Raw genomic sequence first — 25,464 nt, forward strand, 5'->3', positions numbered from 1 at the left:
TGATGACGGACCATGAAGAAACGGCAACGGAAAAAGAATGAACAAAAGTACCTGTCCGTTTTTGCTGATGAATTCAATTTAATGACAATGACATCTGCAGAACAAGAACAGGTACTTAAAGACATGGAAGCCTTTCGAAAGCGTCAAGCATTCCGGAAGCGATACAAAGATTTAAAAGAGGGGAAGCCGCTCCGTTATTTCTTTCCTTTGGGTGACAGTTTCAAAGGAAATTTGCAGGAGATCAGTAAACTGGGAAAAAAGAAACCTTATCTTACTGTGACGCAGTCATCCGAAGATTTTGGGAACTGACACAGACTGAGAGAAGACAATCTCCATGGCGTTGACCGCGACAGAGTTTTACGTTCACTTAAGGAAACAATAATCTGTGTTTGCACACCAGTAAAAGCAAATACGCCAGAAATGAGGAGTGACCTGAATGTCTTATATTGTCCTATTCGTTCCCCTTTTGGTCATTGCTTGGTTGATCGTTATCACCATTGTTGGAGTTGATTCACCCGGGGAAAAACGAAAAATGAAAAGGTTAATTGGCTTAATGGCTGTTTTGAGCGTAGCTTATATCACGATGGATTTACTCTTGTTCTAGAAGAAAGGAATTTAAGTGTCGAAAAGCAACAAAAATACGAATGACAGAGGACATCAACCCAACAAGCATAATGACAGGTATCAACCAAATACGAACGGGCCAGTTGCTCCTCCTAAAAAAGGAACGCTAAGTATTAAGCTAACGAAATAGTTAAAGAGAAAACAAAAAGAGCCAAAGCGGCTCTTCTTTTTTATACATCCTGCTGGTTGCCATTCAGGCGGAGCCATTCCTTCCGCTCCTCGTAATTCGGCATGAGCATCCCGAGTGTCTCCCAATAGGCTTGTGTGTGGTTCATTTCCTTGAGATGGGCGACTTCGTGAGCCAGCACGTAATCTACTGTGGACACCGGACCAAGAAAGATGCGCCAGTTCAAGAGAATTCGCTGTTGCGGCGTGCAGCTACCTCACCGTTTGTCTAATTTCCGAACCTGAACCTCTTTCGGTTTCTGTCCAAGTCGCTGGGTGAATCGTTCCAAGCGCTTTTCCGCAAACTGCTGACCTTTCTTCTGCACCTAGGCAGTGTAAAGTGAATATAGATGGCTGCGTTGTTCTTCTAAGGTTAGTGAGGGCGGCATAGCGGCATGGAATTTCCCCTGCTTGAATTGCAGTGACGCTTTCAGGACGGTATCGCTCTCCACTTTCAACCGGTACTGACGGCCGAGGTAAGGGAGTTTCTCCCCTGATCGGAATTCGAGCTTTCGGCTTTCCTGCTGCATCTCTTTATGGTCGAGCAGTTGTTTGGTAATCCATAGCGCTTTTTGCTGCAGGACCGGCTGATAGACGGTTTCATCTATTCCAGCAGGGACGGTGATCGCCACTTCGCCATCCCTGACGGAGATATTCACGGTTTTTCGATTCGTTGATTCCTTTATCGTGTACGGGATAATTGTATTTCCATATTGGAGTATGGCATTCATAGCAAAAACCCTTTCGGTGCAATGAGTATAATCGTCATTTTAATAGAATACAGACTCACTTCTTTTGAAATACAAGAACAGCGATGGCGCTTACCACCCCTTGTATTTTACCGGTTGGCGGGGCTGAGAAGGAAATCCGACCATATTCGCATAGTAGAGATTTTACTGTTCTTATAACGATGACGTAATTATTTGCGTCTGTGGCTATGACGATTTTGAAGAGAGCTGGTAGCTGGCCCTGACCTTCGTCTAATGCGAGTAGGATTGAGAACCATGGCGGACAGGGAAACGAGCGTGGTATTCTATCACTAATAGCTTGCGACTAATTAGCCGAAGGTACAGTATATGAACCGAATAGAATCATTAGTTAGGACGTGAATCAGCAAATGAACGTTTCAGAAACGATATTCGAACAGCTCCGGAAACTGACCATACTGGCACTTTTCTCGGATGATGATTTGATGGAAATCCTCGTCTTAAAAGGTGGAAACGCATTGGAACTTGCCTACAAATTGCATTCCCGTGCTTCCATGGATATCGATGTTTCCATGGAAAAAGATTTTCAGGATTTTGGTCTTACGCTTGAAGAAGTAAGAGAGAAAATTGAACGGAGCCTGCAGCGTACCTTCAAAGAAGAAGGATTCTTGGCTTTCGATTTGACATTGAAAGAACGCCCAAAAATGCGTAAACAAGTAATCGACAAGCACTGGGGCGGGTATGCCGCAGAGTTCAAGGTCATTCGGTTGGCAGATGTCAAGCGGATCGGCGATGACTTAGAAAAACTTCGGCGCGAGTCGCTGCCTGTCTCCGGCGGAAAGAAAATCATCAAGGTTGATATCAGCAAATATGAATTCACCGATCCAAGTGAAGAGACGGATTTTGAGGATTACCTGATCCGTGTTTACACACCGCGGATGATTATTTTCGAAAAGCTGCGGGCAATTTGCCAGCAGATGCCTGACTATACTCGGTTGATGAATTCAAGTAGCAGTCCCCGACCACGAGACTTCTACGACATTTATATGGTCACGGAGAATTTGGAACCGAATCTTAAATTTGGCTCGCCCGAGAACCTGGAAATGATCCGTAATTTTTTTGAGGTGAAAAAAGTGCCGTTGGCGTTGCTTGGCAAGGTAAAAGAATCTGCCGTGAAAGACTTCCATGCCTCCGGATTTAGCGCGGTCAAAGACACAATCAAGGGACATATCGACGTCCAACCGTTCGATTTCTATTATGATTATGTCATTCATAAAATAGAAGAGATGGAGTCGCTCTGGGCTTAGCTGTCCATTGAAGCAGGATAATGCAATTTCCATCGTTCAGAGTAGTGGCTATCCTGAATTTGGTATGCCAGGTGAAAGTCCAAATTAATCGGAAACTTTTCCATCAAGCGAACAGTACTTTCCTTGTATCCCGCTCTTTCAAGATAGAACCCAATTGATTGGTGATAGGGATACGCATGCTCTAGTTTCTTCAGATACGAATATAGCTTGTTAACGGAGGCCTCACCCTTTGCCCGCTTGTAAATCTCCAGCACTTCGAACGCGCCACCTGCGTATTCTGGACGAACCGCTATGTCGATGAGTGTGCGTTCAATGTTGGAAAAACGAATATGCTCTTCCTGCTGGACACCTAGGTTTCCCGTGTTTTTCCCGTTCAACAGGACAATCTTTTGGTCATCGTGGACAGCTACATTGTTTGATTCCCGCATTGGTCGGGCGAACGCTTGATCAATGGCTTCCTGGGTTAGTGTCCATGGCTGTGAAGCCTTTACCGACTGTTCTTGGTTGACATATATCGTCTTCACGATGTTATCCGTTAAGTCGTGATAGAAGGCCGCGGTATAGTGAGATAGGTAAGCGGTCTTACCGAGCGAGCAGGCAAGCTCAAGCAGGCTCAAATCGGCTGGGTTCTGAGTGTAGCGGACCATCTTTTTTTTCGGAAAATCCAATGTAATCCCCTTAATTTTCCCGTGCTGCTCCAAGAAATATAAAAAATCCTCCAGTGTTGCAGAGGAGGGGAGTTTCCATTCACTTCGGTGGGCTTCCAAAATCCCCAGCATGTCCTCATTAGTAAGGATGGGGTGGTTTGCCTCATTAAGGGCGATTTCGATTTCTTCTTTAAACAATCTCATGATTTGAAACTTATTTGGTCGCCCCATGTTTCATCCCTCCGCAAGAGTTTACTACAATAAAGTATGCATACTTTATTGTAGCTTAAATTAACGTTTTGTCAAGTGCTGAAAGTCTCTTTGATTTTTCGATACTTAAAATTTAGAGGTAAAAGGGCATTTTATTCACTTATAATAAGTCATTTTACTTGACGAATTAAGTATTTCTAGTACAATGAAGTATGAATACTTCATTGTACAATATAGGATTAAATTTCTTTAGCTTCTTCCCCTGTTACTTTTAAAGCATTTTTCCCAGGATAGAAAGTAAAATAAAACAAGAGCAGTCTCGGATGTGGGACTGCTCTTGTTTTTATCTATTCGCTCCCTTTCTAAGCCTAATTACGGCTTCTATAAATCTTCAAAAAGTGAAGACTGCGAAATGAAGAGCAGCCATAAGGTTTCCAGTTTTTAAACTCCTACGGCTATTTCATATATGAGCGTTACAAGTAAATCATTTCATTCAATTCCAGACAGTTCAATATCCTTCGCTGCTCACACGCGAGCGTCGCATCTTTCTAGTCGTTTTTCGTCTCTGCAATTCTCGTCCAGCTATTTTGAGCATTTGGCATGTATCGGACTCGCCCTGATTTAAGAAATGCCATGGTCATATCGATGAAGGCGACATAATACATTCGCTTAGCAATGCCCATTCCGGCAATGAGTATTTTATTTACGACTTGAGAATTTTTTCGTTCAATTTAGAATCCAATTCGCAGCCCGCTTGGCAGCTGATTTAGAGATCAATTTATGAATTATGTTACTCGTGTCATAGCAAGAAGCCTCTTTCTGTTTCGGCCCCGTAAAGTCTTCTAAACAGGGATGCTTTCTACTAATTCTATAATAGCAGATGTTTTCCATACCATTCCTAAGTCGGATTCTCTATTTATCCTACCGCTATAAATTCCTAATAGCTTAGTAGAGGAACCAGGGTATATACCTGCACCACCGTTCCCCACAACTAGACTCCCAGCTTTCCTATATGCAACTACTGCTGAACCTGATTGGCCTTCTCTTGTTCTGCAATCCACTAAGAACAGTGGCAAATTCTTGTAATTAATAGCCGGTTCAGAAGCAACAAATCCAGTAGCCCAGATAGCAGCATTACTCCCCACTTGGAGTCCAAATGGAAAGCCAATCACGCTGACAATATCAGATACCCCGATATCCATATGTGATCCTGCATCAAGCGAGTATGCGTGAATCTCCACGTCCTTAAGATTGGTCAGCTTTAATGCGACAAGGTCTACTTTAGACCCCAAACCAGGATGTTCTATCCATAATGGCTCCTCGTTCTGATAAAGTTCTTCACTTTTGACTGTGACTGATCCTAGCTCTCTTTTTTTGTGATGAGAAATTGCAATTCTATTGGGCACAGCCTTTGTCTTTGATAAACATTCACCCGTTTCATTGTGTCTGCCGGTTACGTTATGTCTGTTTGTAATTAAGACAGGGCCACTATTAGAACGAATAAGAAATCCCGTTCCAGAAGAAAGATGCTTTTCGTTGAAATACATTTTAATTAAAAGTGACTTTAGTGACTCGTCGGTGAAGTTAACCATACAAATCCTCCTCGTATATAAGCGGATTTTCAATTTTCTACACTAGTCTTTCAATTTGCTGAAGATTACTATTGATTACATAGCAGGAAATACGCAATTTTCGCTAGATTGTATTTTGGAGTAGCGTTCATTGAATAGTATGTCGTTCTTCTGAATTCGCCAGTGGCGCTTCTCTTTATTCTAAATTCTTCGGCTTTCAATTTTCATCATTAGCTTGTCTGTCTGGTCTTTAACCATAGGATAGAAGGAAAGTTTGGCCAAGTTTATCCAAGGAATTCTCCTAATGCATCGCCTGTCCATTGATTCACCGCATGTCGCTCCTTCGCAAAGATCTTTTCCAGATAGATCATCGTCGTTTCAATCTTCTCATGACCAAGCGAGCGCATGATGTCGTAAATATCCACTTTGTTTAAATGGGAGATGATGGCGAAAGCGTGCCGGAAGACGTGTGGCGTAAGATCCACTTCGACTCCCTGCAGCCGCGGTGAAATTTTCTGCATCTCTTTTTTCATGTACTGATTCAGGTAGCTTGGCGAGAACCGGGTACCGCGGCTTGTCGTAAAGACAGGTGCATCGGGTGCTGACTGTTCCAAAAGTGGGAGCCCGCGCACTTTCCGGTATTCCTGGATTGCTGCGTATACTTCCGCTTTCAATGGGATTTGACGTCGTTTGTTCCCTTTACCGAGAACATTGAGAAAATAGCCGCCTTGAATGCGGTCCCGCTTAATATCGGACACATCCAGCCGGCAGAATTCCTCGTTCCGCAACCCGGTTGCTGTCATCGTCAGCAAAATACCGAACATCACCGTATGCTCGATCTCCCTGAACCCCCGCAGCATAATCACCACGTCCCCCGGCCCCAAATCACGGTTCGGGCGGTCATCTTTTCGGACCGTCGCTTTCCGGAGTCCCGTATGAGTTTCTTCTATTATATAGCCGACCCGATGGAGGTACTGGAAGAAGGAGCGGATGATGGTCGTTTTGCGGGTGATGGCCGTCTGGCTGTAAGCGCCCCGCTTCTTCACATAAGGACTTTCCGCAATCAGCCATTCCTGCCAGCGGCGAAGGTGGCGGGGAGAAAGTGACTTGAAGAGTGACCCCTCAACCACGTCTCCTAAATCCAAGCCGATTTCGTCCGGATACGTCAGCAGCTGCGAGATGAATTGCCTCAGTTCTTTTTCGTATTCCTTCTTCGTCCGTTCCGACCGTTCATTTGCTGCGTTCGTGTGCTGCCGTTCATGAATGTACCAATTCAAGATATCGAGGTCGTCGAAGTCAGCAAACGGATTTTCGTTCCGTTTCTCCGCTTCGTCTTTTTTCAGCTGGAGCGACGGAAGAGAAGCTGGCGAAAACGGAAGAAGTGTGTTTTTGTTGATTTTTGTCGGAAACTGCATTTTCTTTCAATCCCTCTCTATTTTAAGAATAATTGGTTTCCCTCTCTATTTCATCCGTTAATCTGCGCTATTTCATCCTAATTATACACGTTACCTAAACAAAGAGTACCTTTGTTTAGGTTATTTTTTTATATTTTAAAAAATATTTTATTATTTTCAATTGAAATGAATTTATTTTATTTACATCAGGTATAATTAAAGTAATCAATAGAGTATAAATGAAATCAAGAGATAGGAATTTAACTAATAAGAAGCGGAAGCGGCAGTTCACATGTATTTGGGAGAGTTGCTAAAAAAGGAGAGAACAGGCATGCGGGATTTTTATACGATTGGAGAAGTGGCCGACCTGTTGGGGGTCCGGGAATCCAATATCTATAACTATGAAAAGAGAGGGCTGATTGTTCGCCGATCCGACCCGCACCGGCTGTACCGGAGCGCTACTTACGAAAAGGAGAGTGTCGATCAATTAGCGGAAGAAAAACGGCGGTTCGAGGCAACCGGGCCGACGATGGTGGAGCTGTCAAAAAAACTCGGGATGTACGACCAGCAGATCAAGGCAGCAATAAGTGCATTGGCACTTGAGATCCCGGTGGTAAAGAGCAGTTTTCAGCGAACCGGCCAACGGTATGCCATTACGCCAGAACAGGAACGGCAAATCGTGGAGTATCTCCGGTATGAGAAACCGACCAGGCCAAAACGGAACCGACTCTACATTCCCCTGTTCGATTTGGCGCGTTACCAGGCCTTCACGATGTCAGGAGATCAACATGTACGGCTATTTGAGCTGCCCGACTACAGCTTCGGGTTCCGACTGCCGGATGAACAGGTTATTCCGCTCGCTGTTGCTCAGCAGCAGTACGAACTGCAGCCGAAGTATACCATTCATCAGCCGAAACAGAAAGGGCAGAACGGGTTTACGGATGTGGTGCTCCCCATCGGAAAGCCCGCTTTCTACCGGGCGGTCGATGCCTTGCTTTCGGTGTGCGGGGTGGAAAACTTCAACGCTGAACAGCAGGGGGAGGAGTTGCGGCTTGTTGTACGGAATGGGCTATATGCAAAAAATGGGTTTGCGACCGATCAAGCACTCAGTGATCTGCAGCGGCATATCCAGCAAGGGGCAGTGGAAGACATCGGCACCCACTGGCGTTTTCTCCGGAACGAGAAGAATGTCACTATTCAACTGCCCGAAACCCTCCATACGCAACTGATGCAGCAAGCAGACAGAGAAGGGGTATCCGTGAACCGGTACATTCAACAACATGTAATCGAACAAGTAACGAATAATTCATCAAAAAATGAGGAGGAGTAGATATGGCCATCATTATTCCGTTATGCATTGTAAAATGTGCTACAAGAAAGTTCGGTCGCATGGTTCCTATATAGCAAGGGAACAACACATCTGTGCCCGGATTATTTTTACCTGTATATGTATATGGAACTCGTTGAATCAATAGATTTGGTAAGTAGTCATAAAGAGGGATAGAGGCAAAATCGAAAGAATTCATTACACATTCAAATCAAATTCAAAGTATCGTAGTGGTAATATCGACTGTGATTCCCGATTTAGCAATGCAAGATTCGGGTATTCGGTCAGAAATTGCACGGCAACTATGGAGGTATCACATAATACTGCGTTAGATTATCATCGAACTCCATAAGAAGTGATGAGTTTATACGATTACAGGGAAAATCACGAACAAGATTGTTAAAGTGGGAAAGCAGGAATAAGCAAAGAAAAAATGGACAAGATTTCGGCTTACATAAATGGCGAAATTTAATTTACAAATTATAAAGGCACAAGACATTGTGAAAAAGCTGGTATAGAATGAAGGATATAATTTGGTGAAAGGCCCGTTCAATAGCAGCCCTTTCGTCATTTAGTTGGTCAATATATTTTCTCTATGGCTCATTGAGGGAAATGGAAATAAATAGGGGTGGTAAGTAGTGACACTAAGATCTAAAACTTTGAGAAATCTTGAAAAGACAAAGTGGTATCATGGCACAACGTTATCCGGCTTCAAAAGCATAATGAAGCAAGGCGTAAAATTTGATGTTTCCGTAGGATCTGAATTAGATTTCGGACCAGGTTTTTATTTAGCACCTGATAAGGAAATGGCAGAAGGCTTGGTCTTCCGTCAAGAAAGTGGACACTGCTTTTTGAACCTTTTTTCGTGGACCGGCTACCGCGCTTCGCTTGGTCGGACAGCCGGCGTCATCGGTTCATAAACGAACCGATGCCCCCAACTGTCTTATTGATCACGAAACAGCTCTTTCGATGAAGACATGTTTCTGCGTTTTCTCATATTCATCCGGCGACCGGTAATTAAGCGTGGAGTGGCGGCGTCGGGTGTTGTAGAAGCTGTCAATATACCAGCCGATGGCTGCCCGGGCCTCTGCGCGCGTCTTGTAACGAGTCCGGTAAACGAGCTCTTTCTTTAGACTGGCATGGAAGGATTCGATGCAGGCGTTGTCGTATGGATCACCTTTCCGGCTCATACTGATCTGGATCTCCTTCGCCTTCAGGACATCGACATAGTCGGCTGCACAATACTGGGATCCCCGGTCGGAATGGTGAATCAGTGTCGCATCAGGACGCCGAAGGGTAATCGCCTGCTGCAGCGCTTCAAGCGGCAGTTCGGTTTTCATGGTAACATCCAGACTCCAGCCGACGATCTTGCGGGAGAAGAGATCCATGACGCTCGCCAGATACAGCCAGCCTTCCATCGTCCAGATATAGGTGATATCGGCGACCCACGCCTTATTCGGTTCAGCGACCCGGAACTTACGCTCCAATAGGTTGGGATAGACGAACTGATCATGGGCCGAATCGGTTGTCACCTGGAATTTTTCTTCCGGTATCGCGCGCAATCCCATCTCTTTCATATAGCGGCCGACAGTCCGTTCGCAGACGGAATAGCCCCATGCTTCCAAGTCTTCGTGGACGCGTGGGCTGCCATAGATGCCGTGGCTCTCGTGATAAGAACGGGCAATTTTCTGCTTGATCTCCTCCCGTCGTTCCTGCTGTGCAGACAACTGACCACCGGTCAGGAGATCACGCCATTTATAGAAACCGCTTCTGGAGACACCGAGGACATCGCACATCTTCACCACGTGATAGTCATCCCGGTGTGCCTGGATGAAAGCGTAAATCACATGGGGTCTTTCATGAAGACACGCATAGCCTTTTTTAAAATCTCAACCTCCTCATCCCGTTCCTTCAGGCGCCGATCAGCGTCTGTGAGCCGTTTCTGCAGTTCGGATGTACTCATCAGCTGCTCGTTGGCCGGGTTCGCCAGCCGTTCCTGTCTCTCCCGGTAATCCGCTGCCCAGCGGCGGATCGTGCTGGGTTTAAGCTCCAGTTCATAAGCGACTTCGGTGGCTCTTCGGCCATCGTCCACAAGAAGTTTGGCCACATATTCCTTGTACTCCGGCGATTTGCGTTTACCCATGTTTGACACGTCCTTTAGGTTAGTAGTTTCAGTATGTCGAAACTCATTTGGTCGTGTCCACTTTTAAGTCTAAATCTAGGCTATGTCACAAGACAAGTGGAGTTTAAAAAAGGTGATGGTTTAGAAATGTTCCTTCCACCGGAAGCATTTAAACCTGTTGTTATGGAATTTGAGTTTGCTCCGTTTCCTTATTGGCAGAAAGGTGAAGTTAAAGTTTTAGATAAAAATGATGTCGAGTTTGCCACGTTTGTAACTGATAACCGAATACGAGCTCGAGAAGGACTATTACATGATTATCCCCTTATCTATGGGATTATGAGTGACAACAACCCTGCTGAATTGGTTTCAAAGTTCAGAGATGGGGAATTAGTTAAGAAAGAGGTAATTCAGGGTATTTTGGAGAAAACCATACGTACCAGACAATTATCTATCCATACGCAAGATATATGTGATACACTGAATTTAACTAAAGCCTACGAAGTAGACGGAGGAAAGGAGTTAGATATTGATGACTACCGCAACTGTTGACCGAATACGCTTAACGAAAGATTTGGAAGATTCGCTGGTATATTTTGCCCATCGTCAGAGCAAGTCTTTGTCTAGAGAAGAAGCAGCTGATATTTCTCGTCGAGTTATGGCTAATGTTGATATCAATAACTCTGCCTTCGCTCATAAAGGGCCATCCTGGATTGCGCGCGAGATTATAAATAATCGAAAATAAAAGTAAGTACGTAAAGAGTGGGTTGTTTTATACCCGCTCTTTTTATTTGTTATTCTCTTCTTCTTTGATAAAAAGTAACTAAAAAACGTGTTTAGACACCTATATTATAAACTCTTGTAAACGCAATCAGAGATGATTCTTACACTCTTTTGGGGCGTTGCTTTTCGGGTATAAGGATATCAAAATGAAAAGAGCGTCGAACGAGATGACAGCAAGTGCGACGAAAGAATAGCTTTTCCAGTTGAATTGGAACTTTCGGTTACTTTATCAAGAGTAGATGGTGGATGAATTAGTTTTCATTGTCGAGCGTTTACCCTTTTATTCACTACAGTAAGGAGATTCCTCTTAACTCCTTGATCTTTTCGCCCTATTTATCCAACTAGTAATCATCCGAATAAATTTTCGTTAAATTTGTCAATGTCCATGACCAAATCTCCATAGCAAAATGACAATTTCATAATAAGACCCACCGTGGTCTGCATTATAAAGAGGGTAGTGGGTTGTGTTAAACAGATTATAACTTATGTTTAATACTGTCCCTTCTATATAATCTTTGAGAATTTTAGAATATGCTACAATATTGTTACAATTGATTTAAATTATTGCCTTGATGAAAGAGGGGGTATATACATGTCTAATACATTTGAATTTGAAAAAATAGAACTGACACAGTCCCAAATTAATGCTATTGAGCTCGCTAGAAATAAAGATAAAGAGATGTATGTATTAAACACAGCAAATAATCCTAATGAAGAATGGCGCGTAAATAATCCATATAGTTCATTAGAAGGCATCCCAGTAAAAACCCTGGCAATTGCTTTATTTGTTCCTGATAGTTATCGTCTCAAACGCTCGCCAGTAGAACTTTTAAGCGACTTTTATAAACAGGCCCAAAAAGATGCTTCATCTGAAGACGATGAGAAGAGTGTTAGGTCTCAAGGCAAATTAGAAGCGATTTCGTATATTGTTAGCATAATTGACACTCCAGAAATAAAGAAATTTAAGGAAAATATTAGCGATCTACCTTTTTAAGTGATTTATTTAAAATCTATTTATAATGCGGTTTGGGGAAGATGCAAAAACTTAAGGAGTGTTATTAATTGCTGAAACCATTATTTGATCAAAATGTAAATTTAGTTGCTTGGATAAAGCAAGAGGAACACATTTTCGATACTGATATGAATTGGATAGCTTTTATATCAAGAGGATATGTATGGTCTGCAAATACTGGGAATTGGCTTGGACCCATACAAAACCTGTTAGTCCTTGATCAAAAAGGGCGTCCAGTATTATGGAATCCTGAAGGATCAGTGAATGGAACTTCGAGACCTTCAAGACCATCAAGAGCTTCGAGAGTTTCTCGTCCATCAAAGCCTTCACGCCCATCAAGGCCATCTCGTCCCTCAAGACCTTCACGTCCCAGCGGAGGATGGACTGATCTAACATTTGAACAATGGATGAGCCAGTAAAAGAATCTATCTAAATTAATTATAAATATTCTCGATTAAGTTAATTGCATCTGATTTCTGTTCAGAAAAGTATGAGAAAAAATCAGGACGTTCGTAAAGTGCTTTGACACTTTTGCGAACGTTCTTTTTGTCTTTTTTCAGTTGCTTTTGAAGCGTTCATAAAAGTGTACTTTAACGAACGGTCAATTCACACCAAACGCCTGCTTTTCCTTTCTATCTCCCAAAAGCGTTTCTCCACGCATATCTATTCAAAAGTAAATTATTCTTAAAACTATAATCATAATTCTTGACTGTGTACTATGGTACGCGGTTTAAGCTATAGGAGAGGTGAACAAAATGGAGTATAAAATCAGTGAACTGGCAGAGCGTTGTGAGGTGAATAGAGAAACCATTCGGTATTATGAACGGAAAAATCTGCTGCAAAAACCAGCGAAAAACCATTCCGGCTACCGAATTTACTCAGAAGAAACCGTCAAACGTGTAGGTTTTATTAAGCACCTTCAGGAACTCGGATTTTCCTTGAGCGAGATTGATAGGCTACTGGGAGTTGCCGATAGAGACGCCGTTCGCTGTGCGAATATGTTTGAATTCGTCTCTAAAAAACAAGAAGAAGTACAGAAACAGATTGAGGATTTAAAGCGTATTGAAGTAATGCTGGATGATTTGAAAAAACGGTGCCCTGATGAAAAAGAGCTGTATGAGTGTCCCGTACTAGATGTTCTTCTGGAGGGTTAAAGGATGGGACGTTGTATTAAAACGAAAATCCGAGTATTTCTTCACGAAGACTGTGCCGTTGAAAAGCGACGGAACAGGAAATCAAGTTTGTTAATGGGGGCGGGATGAATGAAGAAATTAGTCGGGGTGGTTGGAATCGCTTTATTTGCCGGTATTATCATCTACATGACAACAAGCAACACCATGACTGCCGGCAATCCTTTTGCTGAGCAAAACGAAGAACCGATAGAAGTGAATGCGGTTTCCGAGGAAAATATCGAACTGCCGGAAGATGAGACGGCGTTAAAGGAAACCGCTGATCAGGAAAAGATCGTGTTATCCGGCCTCGGAATGACCTGCTCCAGTTGTGAATACGCTGTCAGCTCCGGGCTCAAGAACACCGAGGGGATTACTGATTTTACGATCAATGGACCAGAAGACAGTGCGACGGTTGTGTTTGATCCCGGTCAAGTGACGGTTGATGAGATTGAGCAGGCGGTTGCTGATGTGGGATACGAAGCAGAAGAGGTCACGGAGGCTGAATAATGACGTTTGTATATGATGGGCTTGCGGGGCTCGAATCAGCTGGCTTTTTTGTTTACTTTCTTGTCCTCGCTGGCGGAATGTTAAGTGCGATCAGTGTTTGTTATATCCCTATCCTCATTATGTTTGGCGGGTACATGGGGAAATACTCGGGTGAAGGAAAGGGGAAAGCATTGCGGATTACGTGGAGCTTTACCCTTGGCATGATGATTACGTCAGCTGTCATGGGAATTATCGCCGCGTTTATCGGCAAGGCGATTATGGAAGTGTTTACAGGATACGGACTCGATTTATGGATTCCGGTCATAATCGGGCTCTTAATGGGCCTGCAGCTTTTGGGTGTGATCAACCTGAAGTTGCCCAAGATGTTTGCTGTAAAAGGGAAAAAGCCGGACACGATGGCAGGGGCTTTTACGTTGGGGCTTCCTTTCGGCCTCGTCATCACCCCGTGCACCATTCCGATTTTCGTCATGATCATCACGTATGTCGCAGCACAGGGAAGCGTGGTCCATGGCGCGTTGTTACTGACCGTATATACGGCCGGTAAAGGAATCGTGCTGACACTGGTTGCGTTAGGAGCAGCGACTTTTTTGAAAGATGTTTCCAAAAAATGGAGTGGAAAAATGGAGAAAATCGCCGGAATTATTATCCTTTCGGCTACTGTATACCTGGTCTTTTATCAGCTGGTTATCAGTTAGATGAGCTGTCATTAAGCTAGGGTATAAATTGGGTATAGGTTAGTAGTGCACTTGATAAAATAGAAAAGGAAGGGTGATGTTTTATGAGTAGAAAAGAAGTAGAAATAAAGCTGGAAGTTCAAGGGATGACCTGTACAGACTGTGAGAACCATGTAACGAACGCTTTGGAAAGCAAGGGGGCGGAAAACGCACAAGCCAATTTCCGCCGCGGACAGGCGACATTTACAATCGAGGAAGACCGCTTGAAAGATGCAAAACAGGCCGTCGATAAAGCCGGCTATGTCGCGGGTGAAGCAGAGGTCGTATCCGGAGAACGGACATCGTTTTCCGGTAATCCATCCGACGACTACGATCTGTTCATCATCGGTTCAGGCGGAGCTGCCTTTTCTGCGGCCATCAAAGCGGTGGAAAAAGGGGCGAACGTGGCGATGGCCGAACGGGGAACCGTCGGCGGAACGTGCGTCAATATCGGTTGTGTCCCGTCTAAGACATTGCTCCGTGCCGGAGAAATCAATCACCTGGCCGGCCAGCACCCGTTTGCCGGACTGAATACGGAAGCGGGGCAAGTGGATCTGGCAGCGCTGACCAGCCAGAAAGACGAACTCGTCGAAGGGATGAGACAGCAGAAATACATCGATCTCATCGATGACTACGGTTTTGACCTGATCCGGGGAGAGGCCGCCTTCGTGGATGAGCGGACGGTTGAAGTGAATGGGCAGCACTACACAGCTGGCAAGTTTCTGGTCTCAACGGGTGCCGCGCCATTTGTTCCGGCTATTCCCGGACTGAAAGATGTGGACTTCCTGACCAGCACCACGGCTCTGGAATTGGCGGAAGTGCCGAAGAAACTCGCCGTCATCGGTTCCGGCTACATCGCCATGGAACTGGGCCAGCTGTTCCGTAACCTGGGATCGGACGTGACGCTGATGCAGCGCAGCGACCGGCTCCTGAAGGAATACGACCCGGAAATTTCCGAAGCGGTGGATAAAGCCCTGACGAAGCAGGGGCTGAATTTCATGACCGGCGTCACGTACAAGAAAGTGGAACAGGACGGGGAGATGAAAAAAGTCTTCCTTGAAGTGAACGGGGAAGAGCGGATCATTGAAGCCGACCAGGTTTTGGTGGCGACCGGCCGACGGCCGAACACGGAATCTCTCAATTTGGAAGCAGCCGGCGTGGAAACCGGCAGAAAAGGGGAAGTCACGGTTGATGACTGCCTGCAGACCACTAACGCAAATATCTATGCAGCCGGCGATGTGACATTGGGTCCTCAGTTCGTTTATGTCGCCGCCTATGAAGGCGGAATCGTAGTCGAGAATGCGTTGGATTCGGCAGCTAAGAAAGTGAACTTGCGTTTTGTGCCGGGTGTGACATTCACCAATCCGTCCATCGCAACTGTCGGACTGACGGAACAGCAGGCGAGGGACCGGGGAATTGATGTGAAGACGTCGGTCCTGCCGCTCGAAAACGTGCCGAGAGCGCTCGTGAACCACGAAACGAACGGTGTCTTCAAGCTCGTCGTCGACAACGGGTCGCAGAAAATCATCGGAGCCCATGTGGTGGCTGAGAACGCCGGAGATGTCATCTACGGCGCGACGCTCGCTGTGCAGTTCGGGCTGACGGCGGATGATCTGAAGAACTCCATGGCGCCGTATCTGACGATGGCCGAAGGGCTGAAGCTCGCCGCCATCACCCTCGATAAAGACGTCAGCAAGCTGTCCTGCTGCGCAGGGTGAAAAAAAGCCGGTCTTCAAAGGAACGTCTTGCGGTACAGCAAGGCGTTCCTTTTTATTTTGACCAGAAGTTCAGCTTGCCATCAACCGGGGACAAGGTACACAGTTTGTCCGGAAGTTAACAGTGGAATAGGAACTGTAGCGGAATAAGGAAGGGAGCGAACAAATTGGCAAAGGAATACGATTTGATTGTTATCGGGAGCGGAACAGCGGGTTCCGTGACAGCCGGCAAGTGCCGGGAAGCGGGATGGTCAGTGGCGATGATCGATGAGCTGCCGTTTGGCGGTACTTGTGCGCTGAGAGGCTGTGATCCGAAGAAGGTCATGGTGGGTGTCACGGAATACTTGGATGGAATGGAACGGCTCAAGGGATTCGGCCTTGCGGGCGACACCCGCATCAGTTGGCGTGATCTGATGCAGTTCAAGCGTACATTTACCGAAGATGTACCGGAAAGGCGCGTGAAACGTTTTCACGAGCGGGGAATCGATACGTACCATGGTCACGCCGCGTTTATCGCTGAAGACAAAGTGCAGGTGAACGATGAGACACTTCAGGGAAAGAAAATTCTTATTGCGACAGGCGCAAGTCCAGCCCGACTTCCGATTGAGGGGAGCAAATATTTCGCTTACAGCGACGACTTTCTGGAGCTGGATGATTTGCCCGCGAACATCCTATTCGTCGGCGGCGGGTACATCTCCTTTGAATTCGCCCATATTGCGAGAAGAGCCGGCGCGGATGTGCGGATTCTCCATCGGGGCGATCAGCCGCTGGACGGATTCGACAGCGACCTGGTGAGCCGGCTAGCCGATTATTCGCGAGACCTCGGCATCGACCTGCAGCTCGGGACGGATGTGAAGGAAATCCAGCAAACAGCTGCCGGTTATAACGTGATCGGGCAGCAGGGGAATGAAACGAAGGCATTTAAAGCAGATTTGGTAATCCACGGAGCCGGAAGAACCCCGAATATCTCTTCCTTGAACCTTGAACAAGCGAATGTCAATGCCAGCCGGAAAGGGATTGAGGTGAATGAATTCCTCCAGAGCACGAGCAACCCGAATGTTTACGCAGCCGGAGACGTAGCGGCTACTCAAGGGAAGCCGCTGACGCCTGTGGCCGGCATGGAATCGCATATCGTGTGCTCCAACCTGCTGAAAGGCAACCACCGCACGGCGGGCGATCAGGTAATGCCGACCAGCGTATTCACCCTGCCGAAAATGGCTTCTGTCGGCCTGTCGGAGACGGAAGCGGACGAAAAAGGCATCGATTGTAAAGTGAATGCGATGGAACTCACCGACTGGTTTACGTATAAGCGGACCAGACAGCCGGTGGCTTATGCCAAAATCCTAATCGACCAGGAAAAGGACCGGATTGTCGGGGCGCATCTGCTGGGGCATGAGGCGGATGAATTAATCAACCATTTTGCGACCGCAATTCAATTCGATATCCCGACAGGCGATCTTAAAAGGATGCTGTTTGCGTATCCGACCGCTGCATCGGATATCACCTACATGTTGTAGCTCCACAACCAATTAAATAGATGAATTTTATAATACCTAAAGATTAATTTTTAAAATCCACTTTTTTTTACATTCAGGATCCTGCTTTATAAGGTATTGATGCTCGAGTTTCCAAAGATCTTGGGTTACATGTGACCGCTTAATCAGAAGCTGTGGCCGATAAACAATAAAATAATAGGCTGATAAAAAAGAGTCTGGCATATCGAGCACTTTAGTAGTGCCGGTATGCCGGGCTCTTTTTGGCCGGAGAGACCATTTCTCCTTTTCAGTTAGCTTAATCGATCTTCAGCCATCTTATAAATTTTTTCCTTATCTCGTTTCCCGATGGCCACAATCTGAATCACTTGGATGGTTTCTTCGGCTTCTCTGAAAATAATCCGCAGTCCCATTTTTTTGTTTTTCAACTTGTTGCATTTCGCCAAATTGCCATGAAGAGCTTGTCCGGCTTCCATGCCCCTCAACTTGATCCGGTCCAACGCTTTATTGACAAAAATCTTTTGGCTGCCATCAAGCTGTTCATAATCCTCCTTTGAATACTGCGTCCATTCCAACTGATACAATGATTATTCCCACCCGTCTTCATCATCAATGACAGGGTGTTCAGTTGCAATCGCTCCGCGAACTTCTACATCTGAAAAGGTAGAGACATTTTCAGTCAATAACCGTTTTTCAGCCATCAAATCAGCCACTTGATCGTAAAGATCTTCTATTTCCCTGTTCAGTGACTCGTATTGTTTTTGGGTGAGCATGACGCCGGCTACCTTTTCACGGTTAAAGACGTAGACGCCGGCAGCTTCTTGGTCTGCCTTCTGAAAAGCATCCATAGGAGAACGTTTTACATCCGAAATCGAAGTTGTTGGAATATCAAGTATTCTCATCGCCATTTCCATCCACTCCTTTAATTAAGTCTATTATATACCTTTTAAAAGACTTTTAAAAGTCTTTTGTCTATGAATTTTTTGAAATATAAGTCTCGCTGCTATCGCTGACTGAAGAAGAGTGCAAATTTCAAATTAATATTCATTTGCACTCGTAAAAGTGTATTTTTACGAACGCTTTGAATCATCAAGTGAGATAAAAAAAGCAGTGGGCAAATTTAATATTTGCCCACTGCTTTTAATTTAGGAATAAATCAGCTTATGAGTTTGTATCTGTATGGAGATCTTATCTGAGACCAAAGCTTTTCATGAAAAATACTAAATCATTTGGAGCCTCTTTATCAAATCGGTTTTTATACTCAACTACTCCGTCTTCTAGACTTGAGCATTTATTTGCAATAGAAAATCCGAGGTCTAAGTGCTCGTGGAATGTTTCAAAATCATTTTTTCCGAAAGCAGGTTCATGGGAAGATATGTAATGTTCAACAGCATATTTTTTAACGAGATCCATCATCGGGAATAAGGGTTTATCATCATAGTAATTGAATCCATCTATTCTTTTTCCATAAAAGCTGTCACCTAAAAACAAGGTTTTTTCTTCAGGAATATATAAAATTGTAGAGTCATCCGTATGGGGACTTGTGATGTGACGCAGTTCGCATGTAATTCCACCTAAATTTATTGTCATCTCGCCATCGAAAGATATATCTGCATTTAGAGGGTGAAAATTATTTCGATCTTCGATTTCATTTTTGATGCTAGTTATAAAGAAATCATTCAAAATGTCTTTCTGTTTTGCCAATTCTAGCGATTCATCTTCATATGTAATTTCTTGATACGCTTTTATGTACTCACTTGTTTTGTAATTCGCAATTGAAACTAAATCCCACTCCCTCATTCCAAAAGAATGATCGCAGTGATGATGTGTGAGAATCAAGTACTTTATTGGCGGCAAATCCATTTTTTCTATCTCAAATTGAAACTCATTTGCATGTTTGGGTGAATTTCCCGAGTCAACGATTAAACAATGGTCATCTCCTATTACAAGTCCAATCAATGGTCTTCCTGTTTCATTGCTAGGCATCATGTAATAAATTCGATCAGTTACTTTTTCCAACATTCCTATCACTTCTCCTATCATAATCGTTTGCACCACTGAAAAATTGGCAAAATCATTATTGTTTATTCGAGAAGAACCACTTTTAGCAGGACATAATTTAATTTTACACTAAAACAAATTCCTCAACTGTTTGTAGACCGAAAAATCAATATAAGCAGACAATTTTTAGACATATATAGCGTGCTTAAAAAATTAGATAGAAAGAACATGGGAGGGTAGCATCTAGAATTATGTGTGAATGGATAAAAAGAAAATACCTTCAAACATCCAGTTTACATATCATGAGTTTATCGGAAGTTTTCTTAAATAAAACGAAAAGAGGCACAATCGACTGGTTAACAGCTGATTGTGCCTCTGTGTTTTGTAAAGCTATATCGAATCTTTCCGCAGAGCAAGTAATAATTGCGTGATGATTGCGAGAACCGGCAATTCAAGCAATGGACCAATTACTAACTCAACTTTCGCACCGATATAACCCAATCTAATCAGCGCGGCAGTAAAGTGCTTGGGTAACTCACTAGGTTCCTTGAGAACTGAATAAAAAAAAAATTTATAAAATTGCAAAATATAGTTTACAGGTTTATCCTATTTTTGTATTATTATTAAAAGGAGGTGTTAATATGTCAAAGGATATGGAAAAGATCATTACAAGATTGCAAGATGATTGGGCTTTTTTAAGTGAATTTTTAAGTTTTCCAGAACTAGCAATTCAAAAATTCAACTTAACAGAGACTGAAAAAAACGTTCTTTTATCTAAGAATGGAGAAGGTATTGAAAAACTTGGATTTGAAGAAGAAGTAGTTGCTGCTGCTATGTCAGGAGCACATAGTTCTACTTGTCAACAGCATTATTGATATCACAAGAGGGAATGCTTTTGCATTCCCTTTCTAAAAGGAGTTCAATATGGAGGTTTTTTTAGCTAGAATGAATCAGGGAAGAAGTAGTATTGCTTTTTTTTTAGATGACAAGGGTCTTTTTACTTTTAATGTTTTTGATTTAAGGTTGAAGAAGCTTGTTTATAAGAGTTCTGTTTGCTCAAGTAATCCAACTCAAGCTCCAGTTTGGGATAAAGATGGAAATGTGATTTACCAAGGTAACCAAGAGAACTTATTTTATTTAGTTAAAGAAAATCTAGAAATTTCAAAAGTAGAACTTTCTAGCAATCATCAACATCATTTAATATCTCTTGAAAAAATAAAATCTAACTTCATTATTACATTAAAGTTTTTAGAAAATGGAATTACCAAGAATGCCATATACATATTTAACAAAAATAAAGTAAAACTATATAAGACATTTACTGTTAATTCCTTAAGTACCTGTGATATTGATAAGGAAAAAATAACACGCGAAAATATCAAAGACGAAACAACTAAAAATAAATTTGACCATGAAAGTGAAGTAATAAACAAAAACTATAAACATAAAGAGAAAGATAAGTTATACGGGGTTATAAGAGAAAATAATAAACTCTTACTAAAAATATTAGATTTAAAAAAATCCCAAGTGAACTCTATACTACTTAGCAATGATAGAAACTTAAATCTTAATGTACTTGACGTATATAACGATAATGTCTTGTTTGAAGAAAATATTGGTTTTCAGCAAAACCTCTACGTTCTTGAAGAAGACAGACTTAAAAAAATTTATAAACCAAAAGGAATTATGGAATTTTCTAAATACATAAATTCTGATGAGTTAGTATGTGTTTATACTTCAGAAGGTAACCCGCGCTCTATTTTCATTCTTCAGCTCAATGAAGAAAAAATGAAATTGATATTTCCAAACAATACTCATCCCCAAAAAGAATTTGAGTCAATAGAAGCAAAAATTCCTGTTAGAGACAAAGAAAAACTTAATTGCTTGATAAATTTTAAAGGGAAAATTAAAAAGCCAATTATTATTTGGCTGCATGGAGGACCAAATGCAAAATGGGATAGATCCTTCCATTATTTATTATGTGATTTACTGGCTCAAGACATGACAGTCATCAGGCCGAACATTAGAGGTAGTACTGATCAATCTAAATCTTTTGCGTCGTCAATAATGAATGATTGGGGCGGAATTGATGCACGAGACGTTATAGATTTAATTAACTTTTTTAAAAAAGAATTTAAAATACAAGAAAATGAAATTTATATTATGGGAGAAAGTTATGGAGCATTTTTATGCTATATCTTAGCCTCTAAATACAAAATATCATGTGGTGGGTTTATATGCATATCTGGGTTTGTTGACCTCTCATATCAATACTTATTTTCAAATTCAAGAAGATTAGTGAAAGATTTTTTAGGGCCGCTAAATAAGAATAATATTTTTTATAAGGTTAGAAGCCCCATTTACTATGTTGAGAACATCGAGTCTAAATTATTAATTATACATGGAAAAAAAGATACCCATTGCCCTTTGAAACAGATCGATTTCTTCGTCGAGAAAATGCGAGATAAAAATAAAAAGTTTATTTATTGGCCAATAGAAGAATACGGTCATTTTTATACTTCATCTTTTACAATAAAAAGATTGATGAGTGAAAAAATAATAAAATTCATAAATAGCGAGTGATGATATTATGGAACGGCAAGTAGATAAGCAATTAAAAATTGAAATAGAAAAATTCAAAAAAAAACTATTTGAAGTAGAATATGTGAATTCAGAAGTATGGCATGAGTTTTATCAATTTATACTTCTTTCATATGAATGCGAAAGAAAAAATCGGTACAGTGTTTCTGATATTTCTGAAATTTTGCGTCCTCACGAGCAAAGAGGCTATATTGCAACAATTTATGCCCATGGTTTATATATGGTGGCAATGTCAAACAATATAAGAATTTACAAAAATGGATTTAATCCTTAAGGAGAGGTTGTTTAAATTGAATATTGAAGATACCTATGAGAAGTTAGAAGAGGAGTTCCAAAAATTCGTGACTACAGAAGAATTAAGTTCTATTCCCGACACTTTATGGATAGTTTCAAATAATTTCACCCCAAATACTTTACCTTCAGAAGGATTTAAATTGCATATTTCTGCAACAATAAAGAATGTTTTAGATATATTAAAGTCTATAAAAACGTATTTAGATTCTAACTTGATTAACTATAAGATAATTAAAAGCATAGATCATTTAATGATGTTGAATAGAGGCTTGTACGGATATACTCAGATTGGAAAAGCGATTACAATTTACCCCATTGATAAAGAGGATTCTATAAAAATAGCTTTTACTATTGATAATCTTACAAAAAATTTTCATTCTCCTAAAATCCCAACCGATAATCGGTTACATACCAATTCCATTGTCCACTATCGATATGGAAGTTTTTTTATAGACAAAAACGGGTCTATATAAGTTGAATTAAAGAAACATACTCAAAGGCGCACGCAAAGCCGATCAATCACTTCTTCCAATCGCTCGCTGATGTACTGGATGAATTCCCGCACTTTCAGCTTAATCTTACGAACATCCGGGAAGAAGACATTGTTAATGACGGATTCCTTCAGCCATTTCCAGAGGCCTTCCGTCAGGTTCAGTTGGGGGCTGTAGGGCGGCAGGAAGACAAGCCCCAATCGGTCCCGGTTCTCTTCCAGAAACGGCTGGATCAGCTTCGCGTGATGGATTCGGGCATTGTCCAGAACCACGGCGATCTTACCCGTTGGGTAAACAGATAGGAGTTTCCTGAGAAAGCGCAGGAACGTCACGGCATCATACCGTTCTTCTTCTGTGCAGAAGACTTCGCCCGTCGCGTAATTTAGCGTGGCGATGAGCTTCACGCCTTTGTGTTGGCCGTGAGTGGGGATGAACCGCTGTTCCCCTTTTCTGAACCACGTCCGCCCGATTGCCTGGTAATCTCGGATCATCGACTCATCCTCGAAGAGGAGATGGTCGATCTCTTCAGCCATCAGCTTTTTTTTAGCGCTGGAAACGTCTTTTCCTTGAATTCCCGCTGCTTTTCCGGATCGGCTTTCTCCAGCGTATACGTCGGCCGTGTATTGGAGAGCCCCTGCCTGCCCAACAGAATCGACATACCGCGCAGGGAATAAGAGACGCCCCATCTGTTTTTCGCGTATTCGGCAGCCAGTGCGAGTGTCCAGTTGTAGCGGGCGCTGAAGCCGACATCGGCCGGTGTCCGGGTGGCAATCGTCTCCGCCAGCTCTTCCTGCTGTTCTGCCGTCAGTTTCGGTTTCTTTCCAGTGGAATGGCCAAGGGCCAGTCCCTCGATGCCGCCTGCCAGATAAGCGGACAAGTAAGAACTGACGGCCTGGCGGCGCCGGCCGATGATCCGGCCGGCTTCCTCCATTGTCTCGCCCTCCAGGACAAGACGGACAGCCAGATATCGTTCGTAAAGCCGGCGGTCTTTCGCCTGGTTCATGGCTTCCTGCAGTTCGCTCAGCTGATCCTGTTTTTCCATATTCGATCATCCTTTCAGGTATTAACAGTATACACCTGATTGCTGGATGTTCGAAACATTAAATCAACTTATATAGTTACATAAAAGATTCAAAAGGAGATTTAATTTTAGATACTAAATCAGTAGTTGTTCCGTTTTGGATTAGAGATCCCTTTATGCAATCCAAAAATAAAAAGAAACAAGGGAAGTTGTTAAACAATCGATATATTCTAATCAAAGTAATAAGATTGCGAGGAAAAGGAGGTGTGTATCTAGCACTTGATACAAAGAAAATGGGAATACCCAAAGTTATTCTTAAAGAAGGACGGTTTCAAGGAGAGACAGAGCCTTCTGGAGTCACTGCCATTGAAAGATTAAAATGGCAAGAAAGCGCCACGAAATGTTTGAAAAACTATCAACCTAAAGTTTTGGACTCTTTTACTGAAAATCAAAACTATTTCTTGGTTTATGAATATCTAGATGCGGTATCTATAAAAGATTATATTCAGAAAAATAGATTTTCTAAGGAAGAGACATTAGAAATAATTTTGAAGATCTCTGAAATAGTTGAAGAAATTCACTCTCAAGGGTATGTTTTAAGAGATTTATCTCCTGATAATGTGCTATTTTCATCTAATAAAGAGATTTACATAATAGACTTAGAATATTCTTTTAAAGATTCTTGTGTGGATAACCTACCTTATTTCCCGGCGGGAACACCAGGTTTTTGTCCCCCAGAAAAGTTCGGTATTAATGTATCATATCAACCTTCTTTTAGAGATGACTGTTAATGCTATTTCATAATGTCCAAAAGTTGATGGTATTGTTTGTCCAGGAATTGACGGATATAATGTCCTTAACGATCCTGAAGAAAGGAAAAGACGCCTCCCTTGGTGTCGGCTATTACCAGTAGCTCGACGGGAGACGTCTCTTGACATGATATGATAATCGTCTCTCATTATAACATAGAAGAATGCACCTCGAAAGGCGTTTTTTATTAGGTGTGCAGAAAAGGTTCCTTGTCCCTGTTGCAGTCATACAGCGTACAAGGTCATTGGCTCCAGAGAACGGAAAGTAAGAGAAGACAGCGGTGAATCCCGTACATTCATCATTAGACGGTTGCGCTGCAGGGGATGTGAAAAGATCCATCATGAATTACCGGATGTGATTGTGCCCTATAAACGATACGGTGCGGATGTCATCGAGGAGGCGACCCGCCCCACTGGCCACCTGACGGTGGCAGCTGATGAATCGACCCTTTATCGTTGGCGGTATTGGTTCTTTGATCTGATCGATTACTGGCTCTTTATCCTTCAATCTCTCTTCATCCAGTTCCGGGAAAATGAGACCTCAGCGATCGACCTGTCCAGTCGGAAGCTGCCTGCGCATGAGCGAATTGGACAATGGTTTGGTGCAGAAGGCGGATGGCTGGCAAAGATTGTCCGCCCGGTTGCCAACCATCATTTTTGGATACATACCCGTTCTGCCTTTTTGTCCAACAGTCCGTGAATTACACTTCAACTATCCGAACAAGAAGGAGTGTTGAAAGTGGCAAGGACAAAAGCGGAAGAACTCGCAACCCATCGGTTT

Annotated in this window: 30 protein-coding genes and 1 pseudogene; 21 read left to right on the forward strand and 10 right to left on the reverse strand. The window is 42.9% G+C overall.

Features of this window, described 5'->3' with window-relative positions; all coding sequences use genetic code 11:
- Positions 1-12 precede the first annotated feature (12 nt).
- Complete coding sequence (locus tag B0X71_RS19580; RefSeq protein ID WP_077591245.1) at positions 13-309, forward strand: hypothetical protein; 297 nt, start codon at positions 13-15, stop codon at positions 307-309.
- 127 nt (positions 310-436) lie between these two features.
- Entirely contained in the window at positions 437-604 is a 168-nt protein-coding gene (locus B0X71_RS21160) for a hypothetical protein (RefSeq protein ID WP_156889993.1), read from the forward strand.
- Between the two features lie 190 nt (positions 605-794).
- Here B0X71_RS21160 and B0X71_RS21490 read toward each other — a convergent pair.
- Positions 795-1,520, reverse strand: a pseudogene (locus B0X71_RS21490) (M48 family metallopeptidase).
- 386 nt (positions 1,521-1,906) lie between these two features.
- Here B0X71_RS21490 and B0X71_RS19595 point away from each other — a divergent pair.
- Positions 1,907-2,803 (forward strand): nucleotidyl transferase AbiEii/AbiGii toxin family protein, encoded by an 897-nt coding sequence (locus B0X71_RS19595; protein WP_077591248.1) that lies wholly within the window; start codon positions 1,907-1,909, stop codon positions 2,801-2,803.
- Here the strand turns inward: B0X71_RS19595 and B0X71_RS19600 are convergent.
- The 3 genes from B0X71_RS19600 to B0X71_RS19610 form a co-directional block, all read right to left on the reverse strand.
- Entirely contained in the window at positions 2,800-3,681 is an 882-nt protein-coding gene (locus B0X71_RS19600) for a type IV toxin-antitoxin system AbiEi family antitoxin domain-containing protein (protein ID WP_077591249.1), read from the reverse strand. The genes B0X71_RS19595 and B0X71_RS19600 overlap by 4 nt on opposite strands.
- An 821-nt stretch (positions 3,682-4,502) precedes the next feature.
- A complete protein-coding gene (locus tag B0X71_RS19605) occupies positions 4,503-5,252 on the reverse strand; it encodes a trypsin-like peptidase domain-containing protein (protein ID WP_077591250.1) in 750 nt (249 codons plus the stop codon).
- Between the two features lie 263 nt (positions 5,253-5,515).
- A complete protein-coding gene (locus B0X71_RS19610; RefSeq protein ID WP_077591251.1) occupies positions 5,516-6,646 on the reverse strand; it encodes a tyrosine-type recombinase/integrase in 1,131 nt (376 codons plus the stop codon).
- 310 nt (positions 6,647-6,956) lie between these two features.
- On the opposite strand from B0X71_RS19610, the gene B0X71_RS19615 reads away from it, so the two are divergent.
- Both B0X71_RS19615 and B0X71_RS19620 read left to right on the forward strand, forming a co-directional pair.
- Positions 6,957-7,955 (forward strand): MerR family DNA-binding transcriptional regulator, encoded by a 999-nt coding sequence (locus tag B0X71_RS19615; protein ID WP_077591252.1) that lies wholly within the window; start codon positions 6,957-6,959, stop codon positions 7,953-7,955.
- 635 nt (positions 7,956-8,590) lie between these two features.
- Positions 8,591-8,872, forward strand: coding sequence for a hypothetical protein (locus B0X71_RS19620; RefSeq protein ID WP_156889995.1), 282 nt, complete (start codon positions 8,591-8,593; stop codon positions 8,870-8,872).
- 30 nt (positions 8,873-8,902) lie between these two features.
- On the opposite strand, the gene B0X71_RS19625 is transcribed toward B0X71_RS19620, so the two are convergent.
- Together B0X71_RS19625 and B0X71_RS19630 are read right to left on the reverse strand one after the other, a co-directional pair.
- Positions 8,903-9,799 carry an IS3 family transposase gene (locus tag B0X71_RS19625; RefSeq protein ID WP_077591254.1) on the reverse strand — a complete coding sequence of 299 codons (897 nt, stop codon included), beginning with the start codon at positions 9,797-9,799 and terminating at the stop codon, positions 8,903-8,905.
- Positions 9,796-10,095: a transposase gene (locus B0X71_RS19630; protein WP_077591255.1), complete on the reverse strand. Its 300-nt coding sequence runs from the start codon at positions 10,093-10,095 to the stop codon at positions 9,796-9,798. Before B0X71_RS19630 ends, B0X71_RS19625 begins: the two co-directional genes overlap by 4 nt.
- Before the next feature lie 33 nt (positions 10,096-10,128).
- Here B0X71_RS19630 and B0X71_RS19635 point away from each other — a divergent pair, with 33 nt between their 5' ends.
- The 9 genes from B0X71_RS19635 (at position 10,129) to B0X71_RS19675 (ending at position 17,490) form a co-directional block, all read left to right on the forward strand.
- Positions 10,129-10,623 carry a DUF3990 domain-containing protein gene (locus B0X71_RS19635; protein ID WP_077591256.1) on the forward strand — a complete coding sequence of 165 codons (495 nt, stop codon included), beginning with the start codon at positions 10,129-10,131 and terminating at the stop codon, positions 10,621-10,623.
- Positions 10,604-10,816, forward strand: a complete 213-nt coding sequence (locus B0X71_RS19640) for a hypothetical protein (RefSeq protein WP_077591257.1) — start codon at positions 10,604-10,606, stop codon at positions 10,814-10,816. The genes B0X71_RS19635 and B0X71_RS19640 overlap by 20 nt, the downstream gene beginning before the upstream one ends.
- Positions 10,817-11,446: 630 nt before the next feature.
- Positions 11,447-11,848 (forward strand): hypothetical protein, encoded by a 402-nt coding sequence (locus tag B0X71_RS19645; protein WP_077591258.1) that lies wholly within the window; start codon positions 11,447-11,449, stop codon positions 11,846-11,848.
- A gap of 68 nt (positions 11,849-11,916) precedes the next feature.
- A complete protein-coding gene (locus B0X71_RS21815; protein WP_408634155.1) occupies positions 11,917-12,285 on the forward strand; it encodes a 4-fold beta flower protein in 369 nt (122 codons plus the stop codon).
- A 336-nt stretch (positions 12,286-12,621) separates the two neighbouring features.
- Complete coding sequence (merR, locus tag B0X71_RS19655) at positions 12,622-13,020, forward strand: mercury resistance transcriptional regulator MerR (RefSeq protein ID WP_077591260.1); 399 nt, start codon at positions 12,622-12,624, stop codon at positions 13,018-13,020.
- 108 nt (positions 13,021-13,128) lie between these two features.
- Positions 13,129-13,545 (forward strand): cation transporter, encoded by a 417-nt coding sequence (locus tag B0X71_RS19660; RefSeq protein ID WP_077591261.1) that lies wholly within the window; start codon positions 13,129-13,131, stop codon positions 13,543-13,545.
- Positions 13,545-14,240: a cytochrome c biogenesis CcdA family protein gene (locus tag B0X71_RS19665; RefSeq protein WP_077591262.1), complete on the forward strand. Its 696-nt coding sequence runs from the start codon at positions 13,545-13,547 to the stop codon at positions 14,238-14,240. Before B0X71_RS19660 ends, B0X71_RS19665 begins: the two co-directional genes overlap by 1 nt.
- A gap of 83 nt (positions 14,241-14,323) precedes the next feature.
- Complete coding sequence (merA, locus tag B0X71_RS19670; RefSeq protein WP_077591263.1) at positions 14,324-15,976, forward strand: mercury(II) reductase; 1,653 nt, start codon at positions 14,324-14,326, stop codon at positions 15,974-15,976.
- A gap of 164 nt (positions 15,977-16,140) precedes the next feature.
- Positions 16,141-17,490: a dihydrolipoyl dehydrogenase family protein gene (locus B0X71_RS19675; protein ID WP_077591264.1), complete on the forward strand. Its 1,350-nt coding sequence runs from the start codon at positions 16,141-16,143 to the stop codon at positions 17,488-17,490.
- Between the two features lie 269 nt (positions 17,491-17,759).
- On the opposite strand, the gene B0X71_RS19680 is transcribed toward B0X71_RS19675, so the two are convergent.
- The 3 genes from B0X71_RS19680 to B0X71_RS19690 form a co-directional block, all read right to left on the reverse strand.
- Positions 17,760-18,050, reverse strand: coding sequence for a type II toxin-antitoxin system RelE family toxin (locus tag B0X71_RS19680; protein ID WP_077591265.1), 291 nt, complete (start codon positions 18,048-18,050; stop codon positions 17,760-17,762).
- A 3-nt stretch (positions 18,051-18,053) separates the two neighbouring features.
- Positions 18,054-18,374 (reverse strand): hypothetical protein, encoded by a 321-nt coding sequence (locus B0X71_RS19685; protein WP_077591266.1) that lies wholly within the window; start codon positions 18,372-18,374, stop codon positions 18,054-18,056.
- A 280-nt stretch (positions 18,375-18,654) separates the two neighbouring features.
- Entirely contained in the window at positions 18,655-19,488 is an 834-nt protein-coding gene (locus B0X71_RS19690; protein ID WP_198038760.1) for an MBL fold metallo-hydrolase, read from the reverse strand.
- Between the two features lie 620 nt (positions 19,489-20,108).
- Here B0X71_RS19690 and B0X71_RS19695 point away from each other — a divergent pair.
- The 4 genes from B0X71_RS19695 to B0X71_RS19710 are packed head-to-tail and all read left to right on the forward strand — an operon-like array spanning position 20,109 to position 22,835.
- Positions 20,109-20,342, forward strand: a complete 234-nt coding sequence (locus B0X71_RS19695; protein ID WP_077591268.1) for a hypothetical protein — start codon at positions 20,109-20,111, stop codon at positions 20,340-20,342.
- A gap of 49 nt (positions 20,343-20,391) precedes the next feature.
- On the forward strand, positions 20,392-22,050 hold the full coding sequence (locus B0X71_RS19700; protein ID WP_077591269.1) for an alpha/beta hydrolase family protein: 1,659 nt from the start codon (positions 20,392-20,394) through the stop codon (positions 22,048-22,050).
- 7 nt (positions 22,051-22,057) lie between these two features.
- Positions 22,058-22,342 (forward strand): hypothetical protein, encoded by a 285-nt coding sequence (locus B0X71_RS19705; RefSeq protein WP_077591270.1) that lies wholly within the window; start codon positions 22,058-22,060, stop codon positions 22,340-22,342.
- Between the two features lie 16 nt (positions 22,343-22,358).
- Positions 22,359-22,835: a class III lanthionine synthetase LanKC N-terminal domain-containing protein gene (locus B0X71_RS19710; protein ID WP_156889996.1), complete on the forward strand. Its 477-nt coding sequence runs from the start codon at positions 22,359-22,361 to the stop codon at positions 22,833-22,835.
- Positions 22,836-22,855: 20 nt separating this feature from the next.
- Here the strand turns inward: B0X71_RS19710 and B0X71_RS19715 are convergent.
- Positions 22,856-23,895 (reverse strand): IS630 family transposase gene (locus B0X71_RS19715; RefSeq protein WP_269750118.1). Its coding sequence is split into 2 segments (ribosomal slippage): positions 22,856-23,395 and positions 23,398-23,895, totalling 1,038 coding nucleotides; the frame shifts between segments, so codons are not numbered across the junction.
- A gap of 155 nt (positions 23,896-24,050) precedes the next feature.
- Here B0X71_RS19715 and B0X71_RS19720 point away from each other — a divergent pair.
- The 3 genes from B0X71_RS19720 to B0X71_RS19725 all read left to right on the forward strand — a co-directional run bounded on the left by B0X71_RS19720 (position 24,051) and on the right by B0X71_RS19725 (position 25,383).
- Positions 24,051-24,665 (forward strand): protein kinase domain-containing protein, encoded by a 615-nt coding sequence (locus B0X71_RS19720; protein WP_077591272.1) that lies wholly within the window; start codon positions 24,051-24,053, stop codon positions 24,663-24,665.
- On the forward strand, positions 24,665-24,787 hold the full coding sequence (locus B0X71_RS21640; RefSeq protein WP_269750083.1) for a hypothetical protein: 123 nt from the start codon (positions 24,665-24,667) through the stop codon (positions 24,785-24,787). The genes B0X71_RS19720 and B0X71_RS21640 overlap by 1 nt, the downstream gene beginning before the upstream one ends.
- 83 nt (positions 24,788-24,870) lie before the next feature.
- Entirely contained in the window at positions 24,871-25,383 is a 513-nt protein-coding gene (locus B0X71_RS19725; RefSeq protein WP_077588584.1) for a DUF6431 domain-containing protein, read from the forward strand.
- Positions 25,384-25,464: the final 81 nt, after the last annotated feature.

Source organism: Planococcus lenghuensis (assembly GCF_001999905.1).
GTDB classification, from domain to species: domain Bacteria; phylum Bacillota; class Bacilli; order Bacillales_A; family Planococcaceae; genus Indiicoccus; species Indiicoccus lenghuensis.